General features: G+C 73.2%; 16 protein-coding genes. 7 read left to right on the forward strand and 9 right to left on the reverse strand.

Annotated features, from left to right (window positions below; translation table 11 throughout):
• From VIG76_RS02645 to VIG76_RS02660, 4 genes are all read left to right on the forward strand, one after another.
• Positions 1 to 672, forward strand: a 672-nt coding sequence (locus VIG76_RS02645) for an SDR family NAD(P)-dependent oxidoreductase (RefSeq protein ID WP_331950761.1), incomplete at its 5' end; no start/stop codon positions are given.
• Between the two features lie 64 nt (positions 673 to 736).
• Positions 737 to 1,300, forward strand: a complete 564-nt coding sequence (locus VIG76_RS02650) for a universal stress protein (RefSeq protein ID WP_331950763.1) — start codon at positions 737 to 739, stop codon at positions 1,298 to 1,300.
• 100 nt (positions 1,301 to 1,400) lie between these two features.
• Positions 1,401 to 4,679: a DEAD/DEAH box helicase gene (locus VIG76_RS02655; protein WP_331950765.1), complete on the forward strand. Its 3,279-nt coding sequence runs from the start codon at positions 1,401 to 1,403 to the stop codon at positions 4,677 to 4,679.
• Between the two features lie 85 nt (positions 4,680 to 4,764).
• Positions 4,765 to 5,685: a bacteriorhodopsin gene (locus tag VIG76_RS02660; protein WP_331950767.1), complete on the forward strand. Its 921-nt coding sequence runs from the start codon at positions 4,765 to 4,767 to the stop codon at positions 5,683 to 5,685.
• Positions 5,686 to 5,692: 7 nt separating this feature from the next.
• Here the strand turns inward: VIG76_RS02660 and VIG76_RS02665 are convergent, their stop codons facing one another.
• Positions 5,693 to 6,199, reverse strand: a complete 507-nt coding sequence (locus VIG76_RS02665; protein ID WP_331950769.1) for a hypothetical protein — start codon at positions 6,197 to 6,199, stop codon at positions 5,693 to 5,695.
• A gap of 205 nt (positions 6,200 to 6,404) precedes the next feature.
• Between VIG76_RS02665 and VIG76_RS02670 the strand changes: the two genes are divergently transcribed.
• Both VIG76_RS02670 and VIG76_RS02675 read left to right on the forward strand, forming a co-directional pair.
• A complete protein-coding gene (locus VIG76_RS02670) occupies positions 6,405 to 7,817 on the forward strand; it encodes an MFS transporter (RefSeq protein WP_331950771.1) in 1,413 nt (470 codons plus the stop codon).
• A gap of 42 nt (positions 7,818 to 7,859) precedes the next feature.
• Positions 7,860 to 8,825, forward strand: coding sequence for an NAD-dependent epimerase/dehydratase family protein (locus VIG76_RS02675; protein ID WP_331950773.1), 966 nt, complete (start codon positions 7,860 to 7,862; stop codon positions 8,823 to 8,825).
• A gap of 10 nt (positions 8,826 to 8,835) precedes the next feature.
• On the opposite strand, the gene VIG76_RS02680 is transcribed toward VIG76_RS02675, so the two are convergent.
• From VIG76_RS02680 to VIG76_RS02700, 5 genes are all read right to left on the reverse strand, one after another.
• Complete coding sequence (locus VIG76_RS02680; RefSeq protein ID WP_331950775.1) at positions 8,836 to 10,512, reverse strand: DUF4091 domain-containing protein; 1,677 nt, start codon at positions 10,510 to 10,512, stop codon at positions 8,836 to 8,838.
• Positions 10,509 to 11,423 (reverse strand): GNAT family N-acetyltransferase, encoded by a 915-nt coding sequence (locus VIG76_RS02685; RefSeq protein WP_331950777.1) that lies wholly within the window; start codon positions 11,421 to 11,423, stop codon positions 10,509 to 10,511. The genes VIG76_RS02680 and VIG76_RS02685 overlap by 4 nt, the downstream gene beginning before the upstream one ends.
• Positions 11,420 to 12,277: a carbohydrate ABC transporter permease gene (locus tag VIG76_RS02690; protein WP_331950779.1), complete on the reverse strand. Its 858-nt coding sequence runs from the start codon at positions 12,275 to 12,277 to the stop codon at positions 11,420 to 11,422. The genes VIG76_RS02685 and VIG76_RS02690 overlap by 4 nt, the downstream gene beginning before the upstream one ends.
• The gene (locus tag VIG76_RS02695) at positions 12,277 to 13,140 is read right to left on the reverse strand and encodes a carbohydrate ABC transporter permease (RefSeq protein WP_331950781.1); all 864 of its coding nucleotides are present in this window, start codon (positions 13,138 to 13,140) and stop codon (positions 12,277 to 12,279) included. Before VIG76_RS02695 ends, VIG76_RS02690 begins: the two co-directional genes overlap by 1 nt.
• Positions 13,141 to 13,235: 95 nt before the next feature.
• Positions 13,236 to 14,576, reverse strand: coding sequence for an ABC transporter substrate-binding protein (locus VIG76_RS02700; protein WP_331950783.1), 1,341 nt, complete (start codon positions 14,574 to 14,576; stop codon positions 13,236 to 13,238).
• A 127-nt stretch (positions 14,577 to 14,703) separates the two neighbouring features.
• On the opposite strand from VIG76_RS02700, the gene VIG76_RS02705 reads away from it, so the two are divergent.
• Positions 14,704 to 15,669, forward strand: a complete 966-nt coding sequence (locus VIG76_RS02705) for a Gfo/Idh/MocA family protein (protein ID WP_331950785.1) — start codon at positions 14,704 to 14,706, stop codon at positions 15,667 to 15,669.
• A 7-nt stretch (positions 15,670 to 15,676) separates the two neighbouring features.
• Here VIG76_RS02705 and VIG76_RS02710 read toward each other — a convergent pair whose 3' ends face one another.
• From VIG76_RS02710 to VIG76_RS02720, 3 genes are read right to left on the reverse strand one after another with little or no spacing between them, the layout of a single operon-like run.
• The gene (locus tag VIG76_RS02710; protein ID WP_331950787.1) at positions 15,677 to 16,714 is read right to left on the reverse strand and encodes an alpha/beta fold hydrolase; all 1,038 of its coding nucleotides are present in this window, start codon (positions 16,712 to 16,714) and stop codon (positions 15,677 to 15,679) included.
• A complete protein-coding gene (locus VIG76_RS02715) occupies positions 16,714 to 17,613 on the reverse strand; it encodes an alpha/beta fold hydrolase (RefSeq protein WP_331950789.1) in 900 nt (299 codons plus the stop codon). The genes VIG76_RS02710 and VIG76_RS02715 overlap by 1 nt, the downstream gene beginning before the upstream one ends.
• On the reverse strand, positions 17,598 to 18,347 hold the full coding sequence (locus tag VIG76_RS02720; protein WP_331950791.1) for a 3-hydroxybutyrate dehydrogenase: 750 nt from the start codon (positions 18,345 to 18,347) through the stop codon (positions 17,598 to 17,600). The genes VIG76_RS02715 and VIG76_RS02720 overlap by 16 nt, the downstream gene beginning before the upstream one ends.
• Positions 18,348 to 18,358 lie beyond the last annotated feature (11 nt).

Here is an 18,358-nt window from a genome sequence, read left to right on the forward strand (position 1 = left end):
CTGGTCGTGACCTCGACCACGGATCGGATCCACGACCGCGTGGCCGAGCTGACCGCGCAGGGCGTCCGCGCGACCGGCGTCGTGGCGCGGCTCGAGACCGAGGAGGGCGTCGCCGCGCTCGTCCAGGCGCTCGGCGACCTCCGGCCGACCGTTCTGGTGAACAACGCCGGCATGGTCGCGACGGGCGAGTCGATGTCCTCGGGCGACGTGACGACCGATCCGACGGACTGGGCCGCGTCGCTCGCGCAGAACCTCACCAGCGTCTTCCTCGTGACCCGGGCGCTCGTGCCGGGGATGCGGGAGGCCGGCTGGGGCCGGATCGTGACGGTCTCGAGCATCACCGGGCCCGTGATGGCGAGCCGCGGCGACGTGGCCTACGCCGCCGCGAAGGCAGGCGTCGTCGGCCTGACCCGCGCGATCGCGGTGGACGAGGCGACGGCGGGCATCACCGCGAACGCGATCGCGCCGGGCTGGATCGCGACCGCATCCCAGCTCCCCTCGGAGGCGGAGGAGGGCCTGCTCGTGCCGATGCGGCGCAGCGGCCTCCCTGAGGAGGTCGCCGCCGCGGCCGCCTGGCTCTGCACGCCGGGCGCCTCCTACGTCACCGGGCAGGTGCTCGTCGTCGACGGCGGCAACAGCGTCGGCGAGGAGCGCCGGCCGTACAGCGACTGAACGGATGCCGGAAGGCCGTTGACCGGGACCGCACTCGGCTGCATCATGCGCTCGGAGGCATGTGATGGCAGAGACGTCCGAGCCCAGAGAGCTCGTCGAACCCGTGATCGTCGTCGGGGTGCTGCCCGACCAACCTCTGTGGGTGATCCAGGTCGCGGCGGAGTTCGCGCGCACGTTCCGTGCCCGGCTCGTCTGCGTGAGCGTCGACTCCAGCCGCTACGTGCTGCAGGACCTGCCGGACGGCACGCTGATCTCCGCCCCGATCGACCCCGACTCCGGCGGCGACGAGCCCCTCTTCCCGCAGGAGCGCCTCGATGAGATCGACGCGCTGCTCGGCCCCATGCAGGTGCGCTGGACGATGCGCGAGCTCGTCGGCGAGGCCGCGATGTCGCTGATGACGGTCGCGGACGAGGAGAACGCCCTGATGATCGTCGTCGGCACCCGGCAGAACGGGTTCGGTGGGGCGGTGCGCCGCTTCTTCGCCGGGTCCGTCGCCGTGCGGCTCAGCCACCGCCAGTACCGCCCGGTGGTCGTCGTGCCGATCGAGCCGACGGAGGACACCCGGCGGATGCCGTGGGAGGACCCGGAGGAGGGCTCACCGACGCGGCACGCCGCCGACGGCCGATGACACCGCCGGAGGTGTCCCGGACGCGGCATAAACTGGTGGGTCGCTTCCCCGCGCGGGGAACGGCGGGACTCGGGGGTGCGACATCTACTCGGAAGCGGGCGTGCGGCACTTCCTCGGTGCTGCGTCGTACGGGCGAGCGGATGCGTACCAGCGGCAGGGTCGCGTCACCGACACCCGGTGGAGCAACGACCGCACGATCCTCACCGGGCACGTCCGTGGCGCCGCGCGGCTGCCGTACTCCGTCCGGGTGCGGATGCGCATCGGCGAGCACGGCCCGGAGCCGTTGACCGGCCTCTGCAACTGCCCGGTGGGGGAGCGCTGCAAGCACGTCGGCGCCCTGCTGCTCGAGGCGGTGCGGACGCCCGCGCCGACCGCCCGCGGCGACGTCGGCGCCACCTGGCGGCGCGCGCTCGACCCCATCCTCGAAGGCCTCGACCCGCGCAGCGGCACCGCGCCGCTCGGGCTGTGGTTCGAGCTGCAGCCCGGCCGGCCGCAGGGGCCGCGCCGGCCGGTCGACCCGATGGTCGCCGTGCGGCCCGTGCAGCTCGGCCCCGGCGGCCGCTGGCGGCGCACCGGCATCTCCTGGCGCGACTTCGCCCAGGTGACGGCGCTGCACGACTACGACGACCGCCAGGCCCACCTGCTCCGCGAGCTGCACCTGCTGCTCACCGACGGCGCCGCGCCGCTCGCGACCGGCACCTGGCTGCCGCTCGACCGCGCCCGCAGCGGCGCGCTCTGGTCGCTGCTCGACGAGGCGCAGCACGAGCGGATCGGGCTCGTCACCGGCGGCAAGGCGCAGACGCCGCTGCTGCTCGCCGCCCACCATGCCACCCCGGCGATCGACGTGGGCCGCGACGGGGAGGGCCTCGTGCTGAAGCCCCTCGTCGCCGACGGCGACCCCGCGACCGCGCCGACCGTGCCGCAGCCCTTCGTGCTGATCGGCGAGCCGGCCACCGGCCTCGCCACGTGGACCCGCGCCGACGGCGAGCCGCTCACCGAGGCGGTCGTGGGCCTCGCGCGCTTCGCGGAGCCCGTCGCCCCGCGGGCGCGCGCGTTCCTCGGGCTCGACGACCCCATCCGCGTGCCGCACGCCGAGGAGGGCGCGTTCCTCACCGAGCACTACCGGCGCCTCGCCACGCTGCTGCCGGTCGTCTCGCGCGACGGCACCTTCGCGCCGCCCGCGCTGCCCGTGCCGGTGCTCGGCCTCACCCTGCGCTTCGCGGCGACGAAGCCGGTCGAGGGCACCTGGTGGTGGCGCTACCGCGTGCCGGGCGAGGACGTCACGGTCGAGCGCTCGCCGTTCGACCCGGACGGCGCGCACGGCTTCCGCGACGTCGCGGCCGAGCGGCGGCTGCTCGACACCGTCGCCGAGGCCGGCGTCACCCCCGAGCTCGCGCCGGAGCTCTTCGTGCCGGGCTCGTCCCGGATGAAGGCGACCTTCGGCTTCGCGGGGACGGCGGCGATCGCGTTCGCGCGGGACGTGCTGCCGCAGATCCGGCGGATCGAGGGCCTGCTGCTCGAGGAGCGCGGCAAGCCGGTCGACTACCGGCCGGCCGAGAGCGCGCCGGTCGTGACCATCGCGACCACGGAGCGGGCCGGCGACCGGGACTGGTTCGATCTCGACATCGAGGTGAAGGTCGGCGACGACTCCGTGCCCATCGCCGACGTCATCCGCGCCCTCGCCCGCGGCGACGACTACATGGTGCTGCCCGGCGGCGTCTACTTCCCGCTCGACGCCGACGCGTTCTCGCGCCTGCGCGACCTGCTCGCCGAGGCGCGCGAGCTCGGCGACGGCGGCAGCGGCGGGTCGCTGAAGATCTCCCGCTTCCAGGGCTCCCTCTGGGAGGAGCTCGCCGCGCTCGGGATCGTGCAGCGGCAGGCCGACTCGTGGCGGAACGCGGTCGCGGGGCTCGCGGGCAGCGCCGAGGGCCGGCTCCCGCCGCAGGAGCTGCCGCCCCACTTCCCGGCCGTGCTGCGGCCCTATCAGCAGACCGGCTACGACTGGCTCTCCTTCCTCTACGACAGCGCGCTCGGCGGCGTGCTCGCCGACGACATGGGCCTCGGCAAGACCGTGCAGTCGCTCGCCCTCGTCGCCCGGGCCGTCTCGTCGCAGCGGCTCCCCGGCGGCGCCGAGGGCCGCCCCCGGTTCCTCGTCATCGCCCCGACGAGCGTCGTCCCGAACTGGACGGCGGAGGCGGCCCGCTTCGTGCCCGACGTGAAGGTCGTCGCGATCGGCGAGACGACGCGTCGCAGCGGCCGGACCCTCCGGGAGACGGTCGGCGACGCGGATCTCGTCATCACCTCGTACGCCCTCTTCCGGCTCGAGGCGGAGGCGTACGCGCAGGTCGGCTGGTCCGGGATGCTGCTCGACGAGGCGCAGTTCGTGAAGAACCGCAACGCCGCCACCCACCAGGCGGTCCGCAGCATCGACGTGCCCTTCAAGCTCGCCATCACCGGCACGCCGATGGAGAACTCGCTGATGGACCTCTGGAGCGTGTTCTCGATCGCCGCGCCGGGGCTGTTCCCCTCGCCGACCGGCTTCGCGGAGGCGTACCAGAAGCCGATCGAGCGGGAAGGGGATGCGGAGAAGCTCGCCCAGCTGCGGCGCCGCATCCGCCCCCTCATGCTGCGGCGGACGAAGAAGGCCGTCGCCGCCGACCTGCCGGACAAGGTGGAGCAGGTGCTCGAGGTCGAGCTGCATCCCGAGCAGCGCGCCGTCTACGAGCGGCTGCTCGCGCGGGAGCGGCAGCGGGTGCTCGGCCTGCTCGACGAGTTCGGGCGCAACCGGTTCGCGATCTTCCGGGCGCTCACGATGCTGCGGCAGGCGGCGCTCGACGCGGCGCTCGTCGACCCCGACCTCGAGGACGTGCCCTCCACGAAGCTCGACCTGCTCGAGGAGCTGCTCGGCGACGCGCTCGACGAGGGTCACCGCGTGCTCGTCTTCAGCCAGTTCACGCGGCTGCTCGGCCGGGTGCGCAAGCGCCTCGACGCGGCCGACATCGGCTACGCCTACCTCGACGGATCGACCGTGCGCCGGGACCAGGCGATCGACCGGTTCCGCTCCGGCGACGCCGACGTCTTCCTCGTCTCGCTGAAGGCCGGCGGCTTCGGCCTGAACCTGGCCGAGGCGGACTACTGCATCCTGCTCGACCCCTGGTGGAACCCCGCGGCCGAGGAGCAGGCGATCGACCGGGCGCACCGGATCGGCCAGACCCGGTCGGTGTACGTCTACCGGCTCGTCGCGAAGGACACCATCGAGGAGAAGGTGATGGCGTTGAAGGCGGCGAAGGCCGAGCTCTTCGACGCCGTCATGGAGGACGTGGAGGGCTCCGCAGGGCTCGGCATCACCGCGGAGGACGTGCGCGAGCTCCTCGGTTGAGTGCCGGGCGTCCTCCCAGGTTCTCCCCGGCGGGCAACCCGCACCATGGTTCGGGCCGCAACGGCCACCGGAACGAGGAGGTCCGTTGCCCATCGCAGTGCACGCCGTCGTGGCGCCCTGGACCGTGCCGCTCACCGACGCCGAGCACTCGCTCGCGCTCTACGGCATCGTCGTCGCGGCGTTCGCGCTCGGTGCAGCGCTGCTGCGGATGTGGGCGAGCCGCACCGACGTGAGCGCCCGGTACCGGCCCGCGGCGCTCACCGGCATCGGCGTGACGGCCGTCGCCTTCGCCTCCTACGTCGTCATCGCCGGGCTGTTCCTGCTCGGCTACGACCACGTCGGCGGCCTGTGGCGGCCGAACGACTCGGCCGCGTTCGCCTGGTCCGCGCGGTTCATGGACTGGTCGGTCAGCGTCCCGCTGCTCGTCGTCGAGCTGATCGCGGTGAGCACCCTCACCGGCCGGCTCGCCCGCCGGCTGCGCGCGGTCGGGGTGGCGGCGGCGTTCCTGATGATCCTGCTCGGCTACCTCGGCGGCGTCGTGATCGGCGGCGGCACCGACGTCGCCGCCCTCGCCACCTGGGGCGGCATCTCCTCGGTGTTCTTCGCCGTGCTCTACGCCGTCGTGATCGTGACCGTGCTGAAGTCGCTGCCGCACCTGCCGCCGATGGCGCGCAGCCCCTACCGGTCGGCCATGCTGCTGCTGCTGATCGTCTGGTTCGTCTACCCGATCGTCTTCGGCCTGCAGGGCCAGGTCTGGGGCGGTGGCTGGACCACCACGGAGACCCTCGCGCTCTGCGCCGCGGACGTCGCCGCGAAGGTCGGCTACGGCGTGCTCATCCACCGGGTGGCGCGGATGCGCACCGCATCCGACGTCGTGCACGGCGTCGACACCCACCCCGAATCGATCTGGCTCGAGCAGGTCAAGCTCGCCGACGGGGTGGCCACCCCGCCGCGGGAACCGCTCGAGGTGTCGAGTGGCCGCCAGCAGGCCGATCCGGAGCGCTGAGCCGGGTTCAGCCGAGCGACAGCGGCGGCATGCCGCGGTCGCGGTTGCGCTCGGTCTGCTCGGCGTACATCCGCACCTCGGCGTGCGGGTCGATGCCGTGCAGCGCGTCCGCGATCTGACGGTCGAGACGGAGCACGCGCGAGTGCAGGCTCTCGTCGCCCGGCAGGCGCAGCACGAAGTACTCGGCGAGGGTGCCCCGGCGGGCCGGCTGCACGCGGATCTCGCCCTCGAATCCGCGCCCGATCTCGGACCGGGACGCGAGCTTGATCACGCCGCCGGCGGACGACACCACGTAGATCTCGCCGTAGCCGACCTGATCGCGGCCCATCGCCACCCGCAGGGAGCGCGCCAGGTGGATCATCACCTGCTCCTCGCCGGTGTGCACCTCGGCGCTGATGCGGGGGGAGTAGGGGTCCACCTCGACGTGCGGCGCGCGCATCAGCGCCGGACGGAGGAGCAGGACGAGCCCGACGAGAACGGCGACGAGCACGAGCAGCCCTGGGAGCAGCAGCACCCGACTCACCTCCGCGCGTCTCCTCGACGGCCGAGGGAGCCGCGCCGAGGTTCGTTCAGCCCACGATCTTCGCGCGCTTGCCTGATGATGAGCCGAATCCCCACGCGGCGCTGCTCGCCGCGCGGCCCACTCGCGCTCCATCCCCGGTCCCGGGGCCTAGCGTGAACCGTCCGGCGGTCGGGCGGTGAGGGGCAGGGCGTTGGCGGTGAACGGGACCACGGTCGGGCGGAGCATGGCGCTGCTGGTCGCGGGCACGTTCTTCATGGAGAACCTCGACGGCACGATCCTCATCACCGCCGTGCCGAGCATCGCGCGCTCGCTGCAGGTGCCGGCCGCCGCGGTCGGCACCGCGATCACCGCCTACCTCGTGACCCTCGCCGTGCTCATCCCGCTGTCCGGCTGGCTCACCGAGCGCTTCGGCGCCCGGCGCGTGCTGCTCACCGCGATCGCCCTCTTCACGCTCGCCTCGGCGCTCTGCGCGGTCGCGCCCGGGCTGCCGGAACTGATCGGCGCCCGCGTGCTGCAGGGCGTCGGCGGCGCCCTCATGGTGCCCGTCGGCCGCCTCGTCGTGCTGCGGGAGACGAGGAAGGCCGACCTCGTGCGGGTCGTGGCGCTGCTCACCTGGCCGGCGCTCGCCGCACCCGTGATCGCGCCGCTCGTCGGCGGCGTGCTCGCCTCCACCGTCGGCTGGCGCTGGATCTTCCTCGTCAACCTGCCCCTCGGCGTGCTCGCGCTCGTCGCCGCCCGGCGGCTCATCCGCGGCGGCCCCGCACCCTCGGTCCCGCGCCTCGACGTGCTCGGCCTCGTGCTCGTCTGCGTCTCCATCGCGGCGGTCACCGCCCTCGGGTCCGTGCTCGCCGCGACCGACGTGGACTGGCCGCTCGCGATCGCGCTCGCCGTCGTCGGGGTCGGCGTCGGCGTGCTCGCGGTGCGGCACCTGAGCGGCAGGCCGAGCCCTCTCATCAGCCTCGCGGCGCTCCGGATCGGGTCGTTCCGGCTCGCGCACGCGGGCGGATCCGCCTTCCGCCTCGGCGTGAACGCCATGCCGTTCCTGCTGCCGCTGCTGTTCCAGGTGGGCTTCGGCTGGTCGCCGGTGGAGGCGGGGTTCCTCGTGCTGCTGCTGTTCGTCGGCAACCTCGGCATCAAGCCGGCGACGACGCCGCTGCTCACCCGGTTCGGGTTCCGGCCGGTGCTCGTGCTCGCGACGCTCGCGTCGGTGCTCGCGGCGGTGCTGAACGCCTTCCTCACCGCGTCGACGCCGCTGCCGCTGATCGGCTTCCTGCTCGTCTTCGGCGGCGCAGCCCGCTCGATCGGCTTCACCGCGTACAACACGGTCGCGTTCGCCGACGTGCCGGCGGCCCGGATGACGGATGCGAACACGCTCGCCTCGACGATCCAGCAGATCGCCGCGGGCCTCGGGGTCGCCGTCGGCGCGGTCGCGCTCCGGGCCGGCACGGCGATCGCGGGCGAGGTCGGTGGCCTGCTGCCGTATCGCGTCGCGTTCCTCGTGATCGCCGCCGTGCTCGCCGTCGCCGCGGTCGAGGCGATGGTCGCCCCGGCCGAGCTCGGCGAGCGGATCCGTCCCCGTCGCGCGGCGCAGGTGCCCGGCGAGGGCTGAGATCCGCAGCCGGCACGGGGGAGCGCCCGGCAGGATGACCGCATGCGCGTGATCGTCATCGGTGCCACCGGCCACGTCGGCGGCTACCTCGTCCCCCGGCTCGTCGAGGCCGGCCACGACGTCGTCGCCGTCTCGCGAGGGCGGCAGCGGCTCTACCGGGAACATCCCGCCTGGGACAGCGTGACCCGCGTCGTCGCGGACCGGGCCGAGGAGGACGCGGCCGGCGTCTTCGGCGCGCGGGTCGCTGCCCTGCAGCCCGACGCGGTGATCGACATGGCGTGCTTCACCGAGGACTCCGCGGCGCAGCTGCTCGCCGCCCTCGCCGGCACCGGCGCGCAGCTGCTCATGTGCGGCACCATCTGGGTGCACGGCCGCCTCACCGCGCTGCCCGCCCGCGAGTCCGATCGGCGGCACCCGTGGGGCGAGTACGGCATCCAGAAGACCGCGATCGAGCGGCTCGTGCTCGAGGCGGCGGCGCGCGGCGACGTGCGCGGCACGGTGCTGCATCCCGGCCACATCAGCGGACCCGGTTGGGCGGTCATCAACCCGGTCGGCAACCTCGACCTCACGGTCTGGGAGCGGCTCGCCACCGGGCAGCGCGTGGTGCTGCCGAACCTCGGCGCGGAGACCCTCGCGCACGTGCACGCCGACGACGTCGCGCAGGCGTTCCAGCTCGCCCTCGAGCAGCCCGGCGCCGCGACCGGGCACGCCTTCCACGTCGTCGCCGAGCGGGCGCTCGCGCTGCGCGGCTTCGCCGAGGCGGTCGCCGGCTGGTTCGGCGCGGACCCCGACCTCGCGTTCCTGCCGTTCGACGAGTGGCGGGCCACCACGACGCCCGAGCACGCCGACACCTCTTACGAGCACGTCGCCCGCAGCCACGTCATGAGCATCGACGCGGCCCGCACCCGGCTCGGCTACGCGCCGGCCTTCACCGCGCTCGACGCGGTGCGGGAGGCCGTCGCCCACCTCGCCGAGGCCGGCCGCATCCGCGTGCCCGCGTTCGTGTGATGCCGGACGCTCAGGACGAGCGGCGCACGATCTCCTCGGTGAGCCGCGCTCGCACGCGGCGGTAGTGGTCCGGATCGTCGCTGTACCGGGTCATGCTCAGGGTCCCGTCCGGGTCGATGATCCGGCGGACGACCTCCTCGCCCGCGAGATCCCGGAGGGCCTGCATCGCGCGATGGTCGGTCATCGCCTCGGCGAACACCCGGAAGCGGATGGACTCCCATGGCCGGCCGTCGTCGCCGGGATAGACGATGAACGGGTCCCCGGCCAGGAAGGCGCCCCCTGCGGTCGTGTCCTGGAACGGGTCGATCGGCCGCGTCGACAGGTGCGCGTTGTAGAAGTTGAAGCCCCAGTGCAGGAACCCGGCCGCATGGAACCGGAACAGCTGGGTGCCGAGCACGCGGTTGCGGGTCGACGGCTGGCCGATGAAGCGGTTCGCGACCCCGGTGTGCTGGCCGACGCAGTAGTACATCCAGAGGCCGGGCACCTCGGCGTCGAAGAACGGGTCCAGGGCGTCGATGGCGACGATCGGATGCTCCACGACGCCGGACGAGTAGAAGGCGTAGTCGCTGAGCGCGTCCACGATCGTGCAGCCGGCGAGCAGATCCTCGACCACCGCCCGTGCCGCCGTGTAGGACTCGAGCATCGCGGCGCCGTGGGGTTCGTCGGAGATGTGGAAGATCACGCGCTCGAGGCCCCATCCGGCGTCCAGGACGCCGCGAAGGGCCGGCAGCAGCGCCTCCAGCAGCCGTCGGTACTCGGGATCGGTGGCCTCCGTGTGCCAGCCGAACCGGCGTTCCACGCCCGATCCGGTCCGTACCGAGATCGCCGGGGTGCTCCGGGCCCCCCACTGCGTGAACAGGTGCGCCACCTCCAGGTACCGCATGCCCTGCCGATGGCACACCTCCATCCAGCGTTCGAGCCGCGCGAAGTCGAACCGGTACTCGCCGTGCTCGTCGGCGATGTCCACGAGCTGCACCGGGCGGCGCTCGCCGCCGACCGCGGTGTCGAGCGGCGGGGTCCAGACGGGGGTGAGCACCGAGTTGACGCCCATCTCGGCCGCCTTGCCGATCGCCCCTTCCAGCAGACGCCAGTGCTCCTCGCCGAAGACCTCGACGCCGTAGAAGTCGGCGAGGCCGTCGCCGTGCACCCACTGGGTGTTCACGATGTCGAGCTCGGGGAGCGCCTGCGGATGCACCTGCACGGGAACCGTCGTCCGGAAGAGCACGGCGCCGCTCCGCTCGGATCGGACGACGATCTCGACCGGCAGCACGGCGTCGGTGTCCTTCGGCGCGGTGACGGCGAACCACACGGCGCGCCATCCGCCGAGGTGGGGCACGACGCGGTGGTCCGGCCCGAGGGGCCGCAGCAGGTCGGGGTAGAGCCCGGCGGTGTCGCGCAGCCAGCCGCCGTCGTGGGGCTCGAACGCGACGAGCGTGCACGGCACGAGGTCGACGCTCGAGACGGCGGTCTGTGGCGCGGCAGCCCCGCCGACCTCGATCAGGACCGCCCCCACCTCGTCGAACGACTGCGCAGGGGGAGGGCGGAAGGCGACCTGGAACGACACGGTCTCGGAGCCGAACGCGCTGAGGGGGATCTCGGTCGTCATCGCCCTGGGCGCCTCGTCCGCGAAGACCTTCTCGAGCGAGTCGCAGACGACGAAGGTCCACCCGGTCCTGGCCTCGGTCATCCGCGTTCCTCCTGCGCCGTCAACGGTTTCGCCATCATCCAGAAGCACCGGCCGAGCCGGGCGCCCGCCGTCCGGGAGTAGAACGGGATGGCGGCCTCCGCCACCCAGCCGATCTGCGCCGTGCGCACCCCACGTGCCGCCATGTCGTCGAGGCAGAGCGCGGAGAGCACCGCGCCGATGCCGTTGCCCTGCTCGGCGGGATCCGTGGCGATCGGGCCGTAGAGCGAGGGGCGGTGGATGCCGTGCGCGGCGAAGCCGACGACCCGGTCGTCGCGCAGGGCCAGGAAGATCGGCGCGGGTTCGCGGCGCAGGGCGACCGCCGTCTCCCGCACCCAGACCTCCGACCACAGCCGTTCCGCGTGTGCCCGGAGCGCCGTGCCGTCCTCCCGGCGTCCTCGCCGCACGAGGATGCCGGCGGCCGCCAGGCGTGCGGCGCCGTCGGTGGCGCGAGCCGACCAGCCGGTGAGCGGGAGGTCCATGTTGTAGACGATCTGCGTGCGGACGTAGCCGCGCCGCAGCAGCAGGGCGAGCGCAGGGGTGTACCGGACGTCGACGCCCGGCCACGCGTAGGTGCGGAGGTTCTCGCCGGCGAGCGATCGCATCGCACCGGCGGCCGCGGCGCGGCGCTCCCACTCCGTGAGGAGCGATCCGGCGATCCCGCGGCCCTGGGCGGCCGGACGCACCGCGACCAGGTCGAGGAACGCATCCGCTCCCTGGAGCGAGCCGAGCAGGACACCGACGACGCCGTCGTCGTCGACGGCGACCAGGCGGATGCGGCGGGTCCCGTCGTCCTCGGGCCAGAGCAGCCGCGGGATCCGGTCGGCGTCCTCGGGGTCGAGGTCGAGGGTGGCGCCGGCGATGCCGCACGCGGCCGCGAGGTCGTCGTCGGTGCCGTCCCGCAGGCTCGTCATCTGGTGGCGCCCTTCAGCAGCCCGGACAGCAGGTGCTTCTGCAGCAGCACGACGAGCACGACCGGCGGCAGCACGGCGATCAGTCCGGCTGCCGACTGCAGGCCGTAGTCGCTGCTGAACTTGCTGGCGAAGGTGGGGATCAGGACCGTCAGGGGCTCGGTGCCCGTCGTGTTCGCGTACACGAGCGGGACGAGGAACGCGCCCCAGCTGGCGAGGAACGTCACGACCGCGGCTGCGACGAGCCCCGGTGCGACGAGCGGGCCGACCACGCTCCTCAGCACCCGGAAGGTGCCCGCGCCGTCGAGTCGGGCTGCCGACTCGAGGTCCTCGGGGAGCGTCACGATGTGGCTCCGGAGGATCCAGATCGCGAGCGGCAGCGCCGCGGAGGTCAGCACCAGCACGACCCCCTGCTGCGTGTTGATCTGCCCGGTCGCCGTGGCGAGCTGGAAGAGCGGGATGAGCACGAGGTAGACCGGAACCGCGAGCGTCACGGTGATGACGACCAGCAGGGCCCTCGAGCCCGCGAAGCGCAGGCGTGCGAAGGCGTAGGCCGCCGGCAGCGCGACCGCGAGGGTGAGGACTGTCGTGCCGAGCGCCTGGACGACGGAGCTGCCGAGTGCCGAGACGAAGACGTCGGCGGTGGCGGAGCCCGGCGCGAGCAGGCGGCCGAAGTTGCCGGGGCTGAAGCCCTGCGGAAGCAGTGCGGCGGGTGAGCGGCGGATGTCCGCAGGCGTCGCGAAGGCGATCACCGTCGCCCAGTAGATGGGCGCCAGCGACCAGACGACGACGAGCACGCCGACGAGGATCCGCACGGCGCCCCAGAACGGCCCGTGGCCGGTCCGTCCTCCTCGCATCAGTACTCCTCCTCGCGGTACACGAGCCCCAGGTAGACGAGCGAGATCGCCGCGGTGATGGCGGTCGCGATCACGGATGCGGCGAACCCGAACCCGAAGTTGAAGTCGCGGAAGGCGTACAGGTACATCGAGCCGGCGACGGTGATCTTCTGCGGATCGAGCCCGACGAGCACGTACACCTGGTCGAAGAGACCGATCGAGAGCACTGCGCCGTTCAGCAGGACGATCGCGAGCGCGGGGCGCAGCAGGGGCAGCGTGATGGAGACGAACTGCTTCGCCCGCCCGGCACCGTCCACGAGGCTCTGCTCGTAGATCTCGCGGGGGATCCCCTCGAGCCCGGCGAGCAGCACCACCACGCCGAGCGGCGCGGCGCTCCAGGCGACCGTGAGCCCGATCACCACGATCCCCGCCAGCGGCATGTTCAGCCATGCCTGGTACCCGCTGATGAGATTCAGCGACTTGAGGACGGAGTTGAGCAGGCCCGCGCCCGTCGGGTTCAGGATGAACGACCAGAGCACGCCCGCCACGGTGCCGGGGACGGCCCATGGCAGCACGACGACGGTGAGCGCCACGGCGCGCCACACGCCACGGAGGCTCTGCAGCCAGAGGGCCGTGGCGAGCCCCATCAGGAGCACCGCGAGGGTGATCACGACGAAGTACCCCGCGGTGTTGGCGAGCGACTGGAGGAAGGCGGGGTCGGTGAGGACCTCGACGTAGTTCCGGAACCCGGAGAAGGACCTGTTCGGGTCGGTCAGCTCGTACCGCTGGAAGCTGCCGACGATGCTGCTGATGCTCGGATACAGCACCAGCACCGCGATCACCGCGAAGGCGGGCGCGACGAGCGCCAGGCCCAGCCGGTTCACGCGACGGCGGGAACGGGAGTGTGCCGGGCGGCTCCGGTCCTGAACCGGGCCGCCCGTCACCGGGATCGCGCTCGTGGTCGCGCCGGGCTGCACCCCTACCCCTGGGAGCCGAATTGCTCGGCCTGCTTCGCGAGGGCTGCGGCGCCCGCGGAGGCGGACGTGTGGCCGAGGGCCACCGACTGGATCGTCGACGCTGCGGCCGCGCTGAACTTCGAGTACCACGTGGGGGCGCCGCCGGGGATCACCGGCTGGATGTTCGGCGCGAGCGCGAGGATCGTCTTCGAATCGGCCAGCTTGCCGCTGTCGGCCAGCTGCTGCAGGGCCGTCTGGCTGGGCGGCAGGAGCCCCATGTCCGGGTCGTGGTAGGCGGTGATCAGCTGCGCCGGCTGCAGCCACCAGGTGATGAACTCGGCCGCCGCCTCCGGGTGCTTCGACGCCTTCGGGATCGAGAGCGCCTCCTCCAGGCTCACCGTCGGACCGGTCGCGTCCTTCTGCCCGGGCACGTGGGTGAACTGGAGCTGGTCCTTCGAGATCTTGCTCTTGGCGGGGTCCGTGAACTGCGCGTTCCCGCCGGGGCCCGTCGAAAGCACCATGGCCGACTGCCCGGCCGCGAAGTCGTCGCCCACCTGCTGGTCGGTCAGCCCGATCGCTCCAGGATCGATCAGACCCTCGCTGTAGGCCGTGTGGATGAACTCGAGGGCGTCCGCCCCGACGGTGCCGGAGGTGAAGGCCGGCTTGCCCTTCGGGGTGAGGATCTGCCCGCCCGAGCTCCGCACCAGCGCGTACCAGGGGGTGGAGGTGCCCTCCAGGATCTTCAGGGGGATCCCGATCGGGTACTTGACGACGCCCGCCTTCTTCACGGCGCGGGCATCGGTGAGCACGTCGTCCCAGGTGGCGGGGGGCGTGGTCACGCCCGCCTTCTTCAGCATGGTCATGTCGACCTCGGTGCCGCGGAAGTCGAGGGAGTACGGGACGCCGATCTGGTGGCCGCCCTGCACGAACGTGGGCGCGCCGACCGAGTCCTGCAGCTGCGCCTTCGAGAGGTAGGTCTCGAGCGGTGCGAACCAGCCGGCCGCGCCGAACTGCGAGACCCAGGTCCAGTCCATCTCGACGACGTCGGCCGGCGCCTGGCCGCTCGCCTCGGTGGTGACCACCTTGTCGTGGATGGCGTCCCACGCCAGCGTCTGCATGTCGACCTTGATGCCGGTCTTGTCGGTGAACTGCTGCAGGACGGGCTTCTTGAACGATCCCCAGGGCGGCATCATCACGGTGATCGTCGTGCCGGCGTACTTCCGGTCGAGCGAGCCGGGCTTGTACCCGCTCGAGGGTGTCGCGGACCCGCCGCCTCCGCCGGACGAGCAGGCGCTCAAGGTGAGCGCCGCCACGGTCGCGCCGGCGAGCGCAAGACGCCGCCACCTGGTTCGTGAACCCATCATCGGACTCGGCCTCCTCGCCGTCGACGTCGCCGCCCTGGTGCTGCAGCATGGGGTCGCGTCGTCTCGGACGCTACGGAGGCGCGCCGAGGCCGTCAATGAAGTGCGCAGTCTGGATGAGGGGAGCGCCGTGACCGGGGTCGCCATCGTCGGGACCGGCCGGATGGCGGCCGCCCATGCGGCAGCCTGGCGGACGCTCGAACCCGACGCCGAGGTGCTCGCGGTGGTGAGCGAGCGGACCGCGCGAGCACTGGCGGATGCACCCCGCGCCCGCGCGACGATCGACCTCGACGCCGTGCTCGCCGACCCCGCGGTCGAGGTCGTGTCGATCTGCACGCCGACCGACTCGCACGTGCGCCTCGCGCTGCGGGCGCTCGACGCGGGCAAGCACGTGCTGCTCGAGAAGCCGCTCGCCTCGACCGTCGAGGAGGGCGAGGCCCTGCTGCGCCGTGCGGCCGCCGGTCCCGGGCTCCTGATGGTGGCGCACGTCGTCCGCTTCTTCCCGGGGTATGCGGCGGTGCGGGACCTCGTGCGGCGCGGTGAGCTCGGCGAGGTGGCGGAGGTGCGGGCGGCTCGGCTCAGCTCGGACCCCGACCGGCCCGCCTGGCTGCAGGACGAGGCGCGGTCGGGCGGGCTGCTCGTCGACCTCGCGGTGCACGACTTCGACCAGCTGCTCCTGCTGCTCGGCCCGGCGGTGCGCGTGACCTCGGCCCCGGTCGACGAGGGTGTCGAGGCCGTCGTGGAGCACGCGGGCGGTGGCCGCGGCACGGTGCGGGTGGGCTGGGACCTGCCGCCCGAGCGGCCCTTCGAGACCGACCTCGAGGTGCGGGGTGACCGCGGCCGGGCGCACTACGCATTCCGCGCTGGGCAGCCGCCGCGCAGCGAGCTGCGGGTCGAGACCCGCTCCAGCGCATCCCTGACCGAGGTGGATCCGGGCGATCCGTACGCGGTCGAGGTCGCCGACTTCCTCACCCACGTCCGTGAGGGCTCGACACCCGTGCACGGCGCGGTCCCCGACGCGCTCGCCGCCCTGCGGCTCGGGCTCGCGGCACGGGAGTCGCTCCTCACGGGCCGCCCGGTCGACCTGCGCCGTTGAGCCGCGGTCAGGCGCCGATGTGCTCGAGCAGCGCCGCGGTGAACACCTCCGGCGCCTCGAGGTGCGGGGAGTGGCCGCAGTCGGGCACGAGCAGCTCCGTGACCCGGCCGCCGCCGGCGCGGTAGCGGTCGAGCACGGCGCGGGTCTGCGTGACCATCGGCTGCGGCGGCGCGACCTCCGCGCCCGGCCAGCCGGGGACCGCCCCGATGGAGCCGAGCAGGTTGAGGTCGAAGTAGGACGCGTCCGACACGATCACGTCGTCGGCCCCGTGCAGCCAGAGGATCGGCGGCTTCGGATCGGCGTCCACGATCCCGGTGAGGTCGAGGTGGTCCGGCGTCATCGTGTTCAGCACGCCGCGGGTGCCGGGCGCGAAGCCGGGCCACGCGTCGGTCGTCGTCGCGTCGCCCGGGTAGTTGTCGACGCCCGTCGCGGTGGTGAGCATCGATTCGACCCAGAGGTCCTCGTGCTCGATCCCCTCCGGATGCTTCACGTAGGTCGTCCGGTAGATCGTCCTCGGCGAGGTGGGGGAGTCGGAGCGGTCGCCGGCCTTCAGCGCCGCGATGAAGCCGGGGTTCCCGCCACCGCCGCCCGACCCCGCGCCGCCGTTCAGGATCGTGCCGTCGGCCGTCGTGCCGCCCCATCCGTAGGGGGAGACCGGCGACTCGAGGGTGAGCGACGCGACGAGGTCGGGCCGGTCGAGCAGCAGCTGCAGCACGACCCCGCCGCCCATGCTCCAGCCGACGAGATGCACGGCGCCCGTGCCGAGCACGTCCAGCACCGAGGCGACGTCGTCCGCGAAGTCGCGGAGCCCTCGCGTGCCGTCGACGGGCAGCACCTCGCTGTCGCCGAAGCCGCGCAGGTCGATCGCGAGGGCCCGGATGCCCTCGGGCAGGCCGAGCATCAGCGGCTGGTAGAAGAGCGACGACGACACGTTGCCGTGGATGAGGACGACGACGGGTCCGGCGCCCGGCCGCTCGATCACGTTCGCGGTGAGGCGCTCGGTGCGCACCTGGGTGACGTGGATGCCGGGGAGGACGGTCTGCATCAGGACTCCTTCGTCGCTGCGCGGACGACGGCCGCGACGGTCTCGACGCCGGGGCTCGTCATGAGGACGGTGTAGTGGTTCACGTCGGGCACCTCGACGACGTCCAGCTGCGGCACGAGCTCGGCGAAGACCGACACCCGCTCCGGAGCGTAGAGCCCCGGCGGGTCGTCCTGCAGCCCGCGTGGCGCGCGGAGCAGGGTGACGGGCTGCTGCAGCGCTCCGAGGGCCTCGAGGTGGAACGGCGCACCGTACTGCTGGCCCTGATCCGCGGTGACCGATTCGGGGTTCGCGGATGCGCGGAAGCCGCCGTCGACCGGTTCGAGGTCGTAGTCCACGTAGGTCTCGACGTCCTCGGTCCAGTCGCCCGGGCGGGCGAAGGCGGGCGCCGCTCGCCAGAAGTCCCGGTACGCCTCGTGGGAGGGGAAGACCCGGGCGAGCCGCGCGAAGACGGGTCCGAGCATCCGGCTCGCGTCGGTCACGTCGAGCCCGGGCGGCGCGACGAGGGGCATCCCGCCGTCGACGAGGACGACCGAGCCGACCCGCTCCGGCTCCACGGCCGCGAGGAGGGTGGCCACGAACCCGCCCATCGAGTGGCCCATCAGGGTCACCCGGTCCGCGCCGATCGAGTCGAGCACCCGGCGGAGGTCGGCCGCGTGCTGCTGAAGACCGTACGGCGGCGGCAGCCGGTTGCTGCGCGCGCGGCCCCGGAGGTCCGGGGCGACGAAGCGCAGCTCGGGCAGCGCGCGGGCGAGCGCGACGAAGGACCGGCTCGAGGCGGTGATGCCGTGCACCGCGAGCACGACGGGAGCGCCCGGCTCCGCAGGCCGCACGGCGACGGCGAGCTGGCCGCCGTCGACCTCGACGAAGCCGTCGGTGAAGCCGGTCACTTCGCGGTCCATCCGCCGTCCATCGCGTAGGAGGCGCCCGTCACCATGCCGGCCGTGTCGCCGGTCAACCAGACGACGAGATCCGCGACCTCCTCGGGCTCGACGAGCCGCTTCACCGCGCTCTCGACGAGCATGATCCTCTCCACGACCTCGTCCTCGCCGATGCCGTGCACCCGTGCCTGGTCGGCGATCTGCTTCTCGACGAGGGGCGTGCGCACGTAGGACGGGTTGATGCAGACGCTTGTCACGCCGTGCGCGGCGCCCTCGAGCGCGATCGTCTTCGAGAGGCCCTCGAGGCCGTGCTTCGCCGCCACGTACGCGGACTTGTAGGGGCTCGCCCGCAGCCCATGCACGGAGCTGATGTTCACGACCCGGCCCCAGCCGCGCTCGTACATCCCGGGCAGCGCGGCGCGCACGAGCTGGAACGGCGCGACCAGCATCAGGTCGACGATGAACCGCCAGCGCGCCGGGTCGAACTGCTCGATCGGGCTGACGCTCTGCACGCCCGCGTTGTTCACGAGCACGTCCGCCTCGAGCACGAGGTCGTCGAGCGCGGCGGGCTTCGAGAGGTCGACCTGCCACGCCTCGCCGCCGATCGCGGCCGCCACGCGCCCGGCGGCCTCCCCGTCGAGGTCCGCCACGACGACGTGCGCGCCGACGTCCGCGAGGGCCTTCGCGGTGGCGGCGCCGATGCCGCTCGCGCCGCCGGTGACGACGGCGCGCTTCCCGGTGAGATCCGTGTGCATCCGCGCCTCCG

Source organism: Amnibacterium sp. (assembly GCF_036559085.1).
In the GTDB taxonomy this organism is placed as follows: Bacteria; Actinomycetota; Actinomycetes; order Actinomycetales; family Microbacteriaceae; genus Amnibacterium.

Excerpts from the sequence above, each read along its gene's own strand:
- VIG76_RS02650 (WP_331950763.1), top strand. The coding sequence starts at position 737 with ATGGCAGAGACGTCCGAGCCCAGAGAGCTCGTCGAACCCGTGATCGTC.
- VIG76_RS02675 (WP_331950773.1), top strand. The coding sequence starts at position 7,860 with ATGCGCGTGATCGTCATCGGTGCCACCGGCCACGTCGGCGGCTACCTC.
- VIG76_RS02680 (WP_331950775.1), bottom strand. The coding sequence starts at position 10,512 with ATGACCGAGGCCAGGACCGGGTGGACCTTCGTCGTCTGCGACTCGCTC.
- VIG76_RS02685 (WP_331950777.1), bottom strand. The coding sequence starts at position 11,423 with ATGACGAGCCTGCGGGACGGCACCGACGACGACCTCGCGGCCGCGTGC.
- VIG76_RS02690 (WP_331950779.1), bottom strand. The coding sequence starts at position 12,277 with ATGCGAGGAGGACGGACCGGCCACGGGCCGTTCTGGGGCGCCGTGCGG.
- VIG76_RS02700 (WP_331950783.1), bottom strand. The coding sequence starts at position 14,576 with ATGATGGGTTCACGAACCAGGTGGCGGCGTCTTGCGCTCGCCGGCGCG.
- VIG76_RS02710 (WP_331950787.1), bottom strand. The coding sequence starts at position 16,714 with ATGCAGACCGTCCTCCCCGGCATCCACGTCACCCAGGTGCGCACCGAG.
- VIG76_RS02715 (WP_331950789.1), bottom strand. The coding sequence starts at position 17,613 with ATGGACCGCGAAGTGACCGGCTTCACCGACGGCTTCGTCGAGGTCGAC.
- VIG76_RS02720 (WP_331950791.1), bottom strand. The coding sequence starts at position 18,347 with ATGCACACGGATCTCACCGGGAAGCGCGCCGTCGTCACCGGCGGCGCG.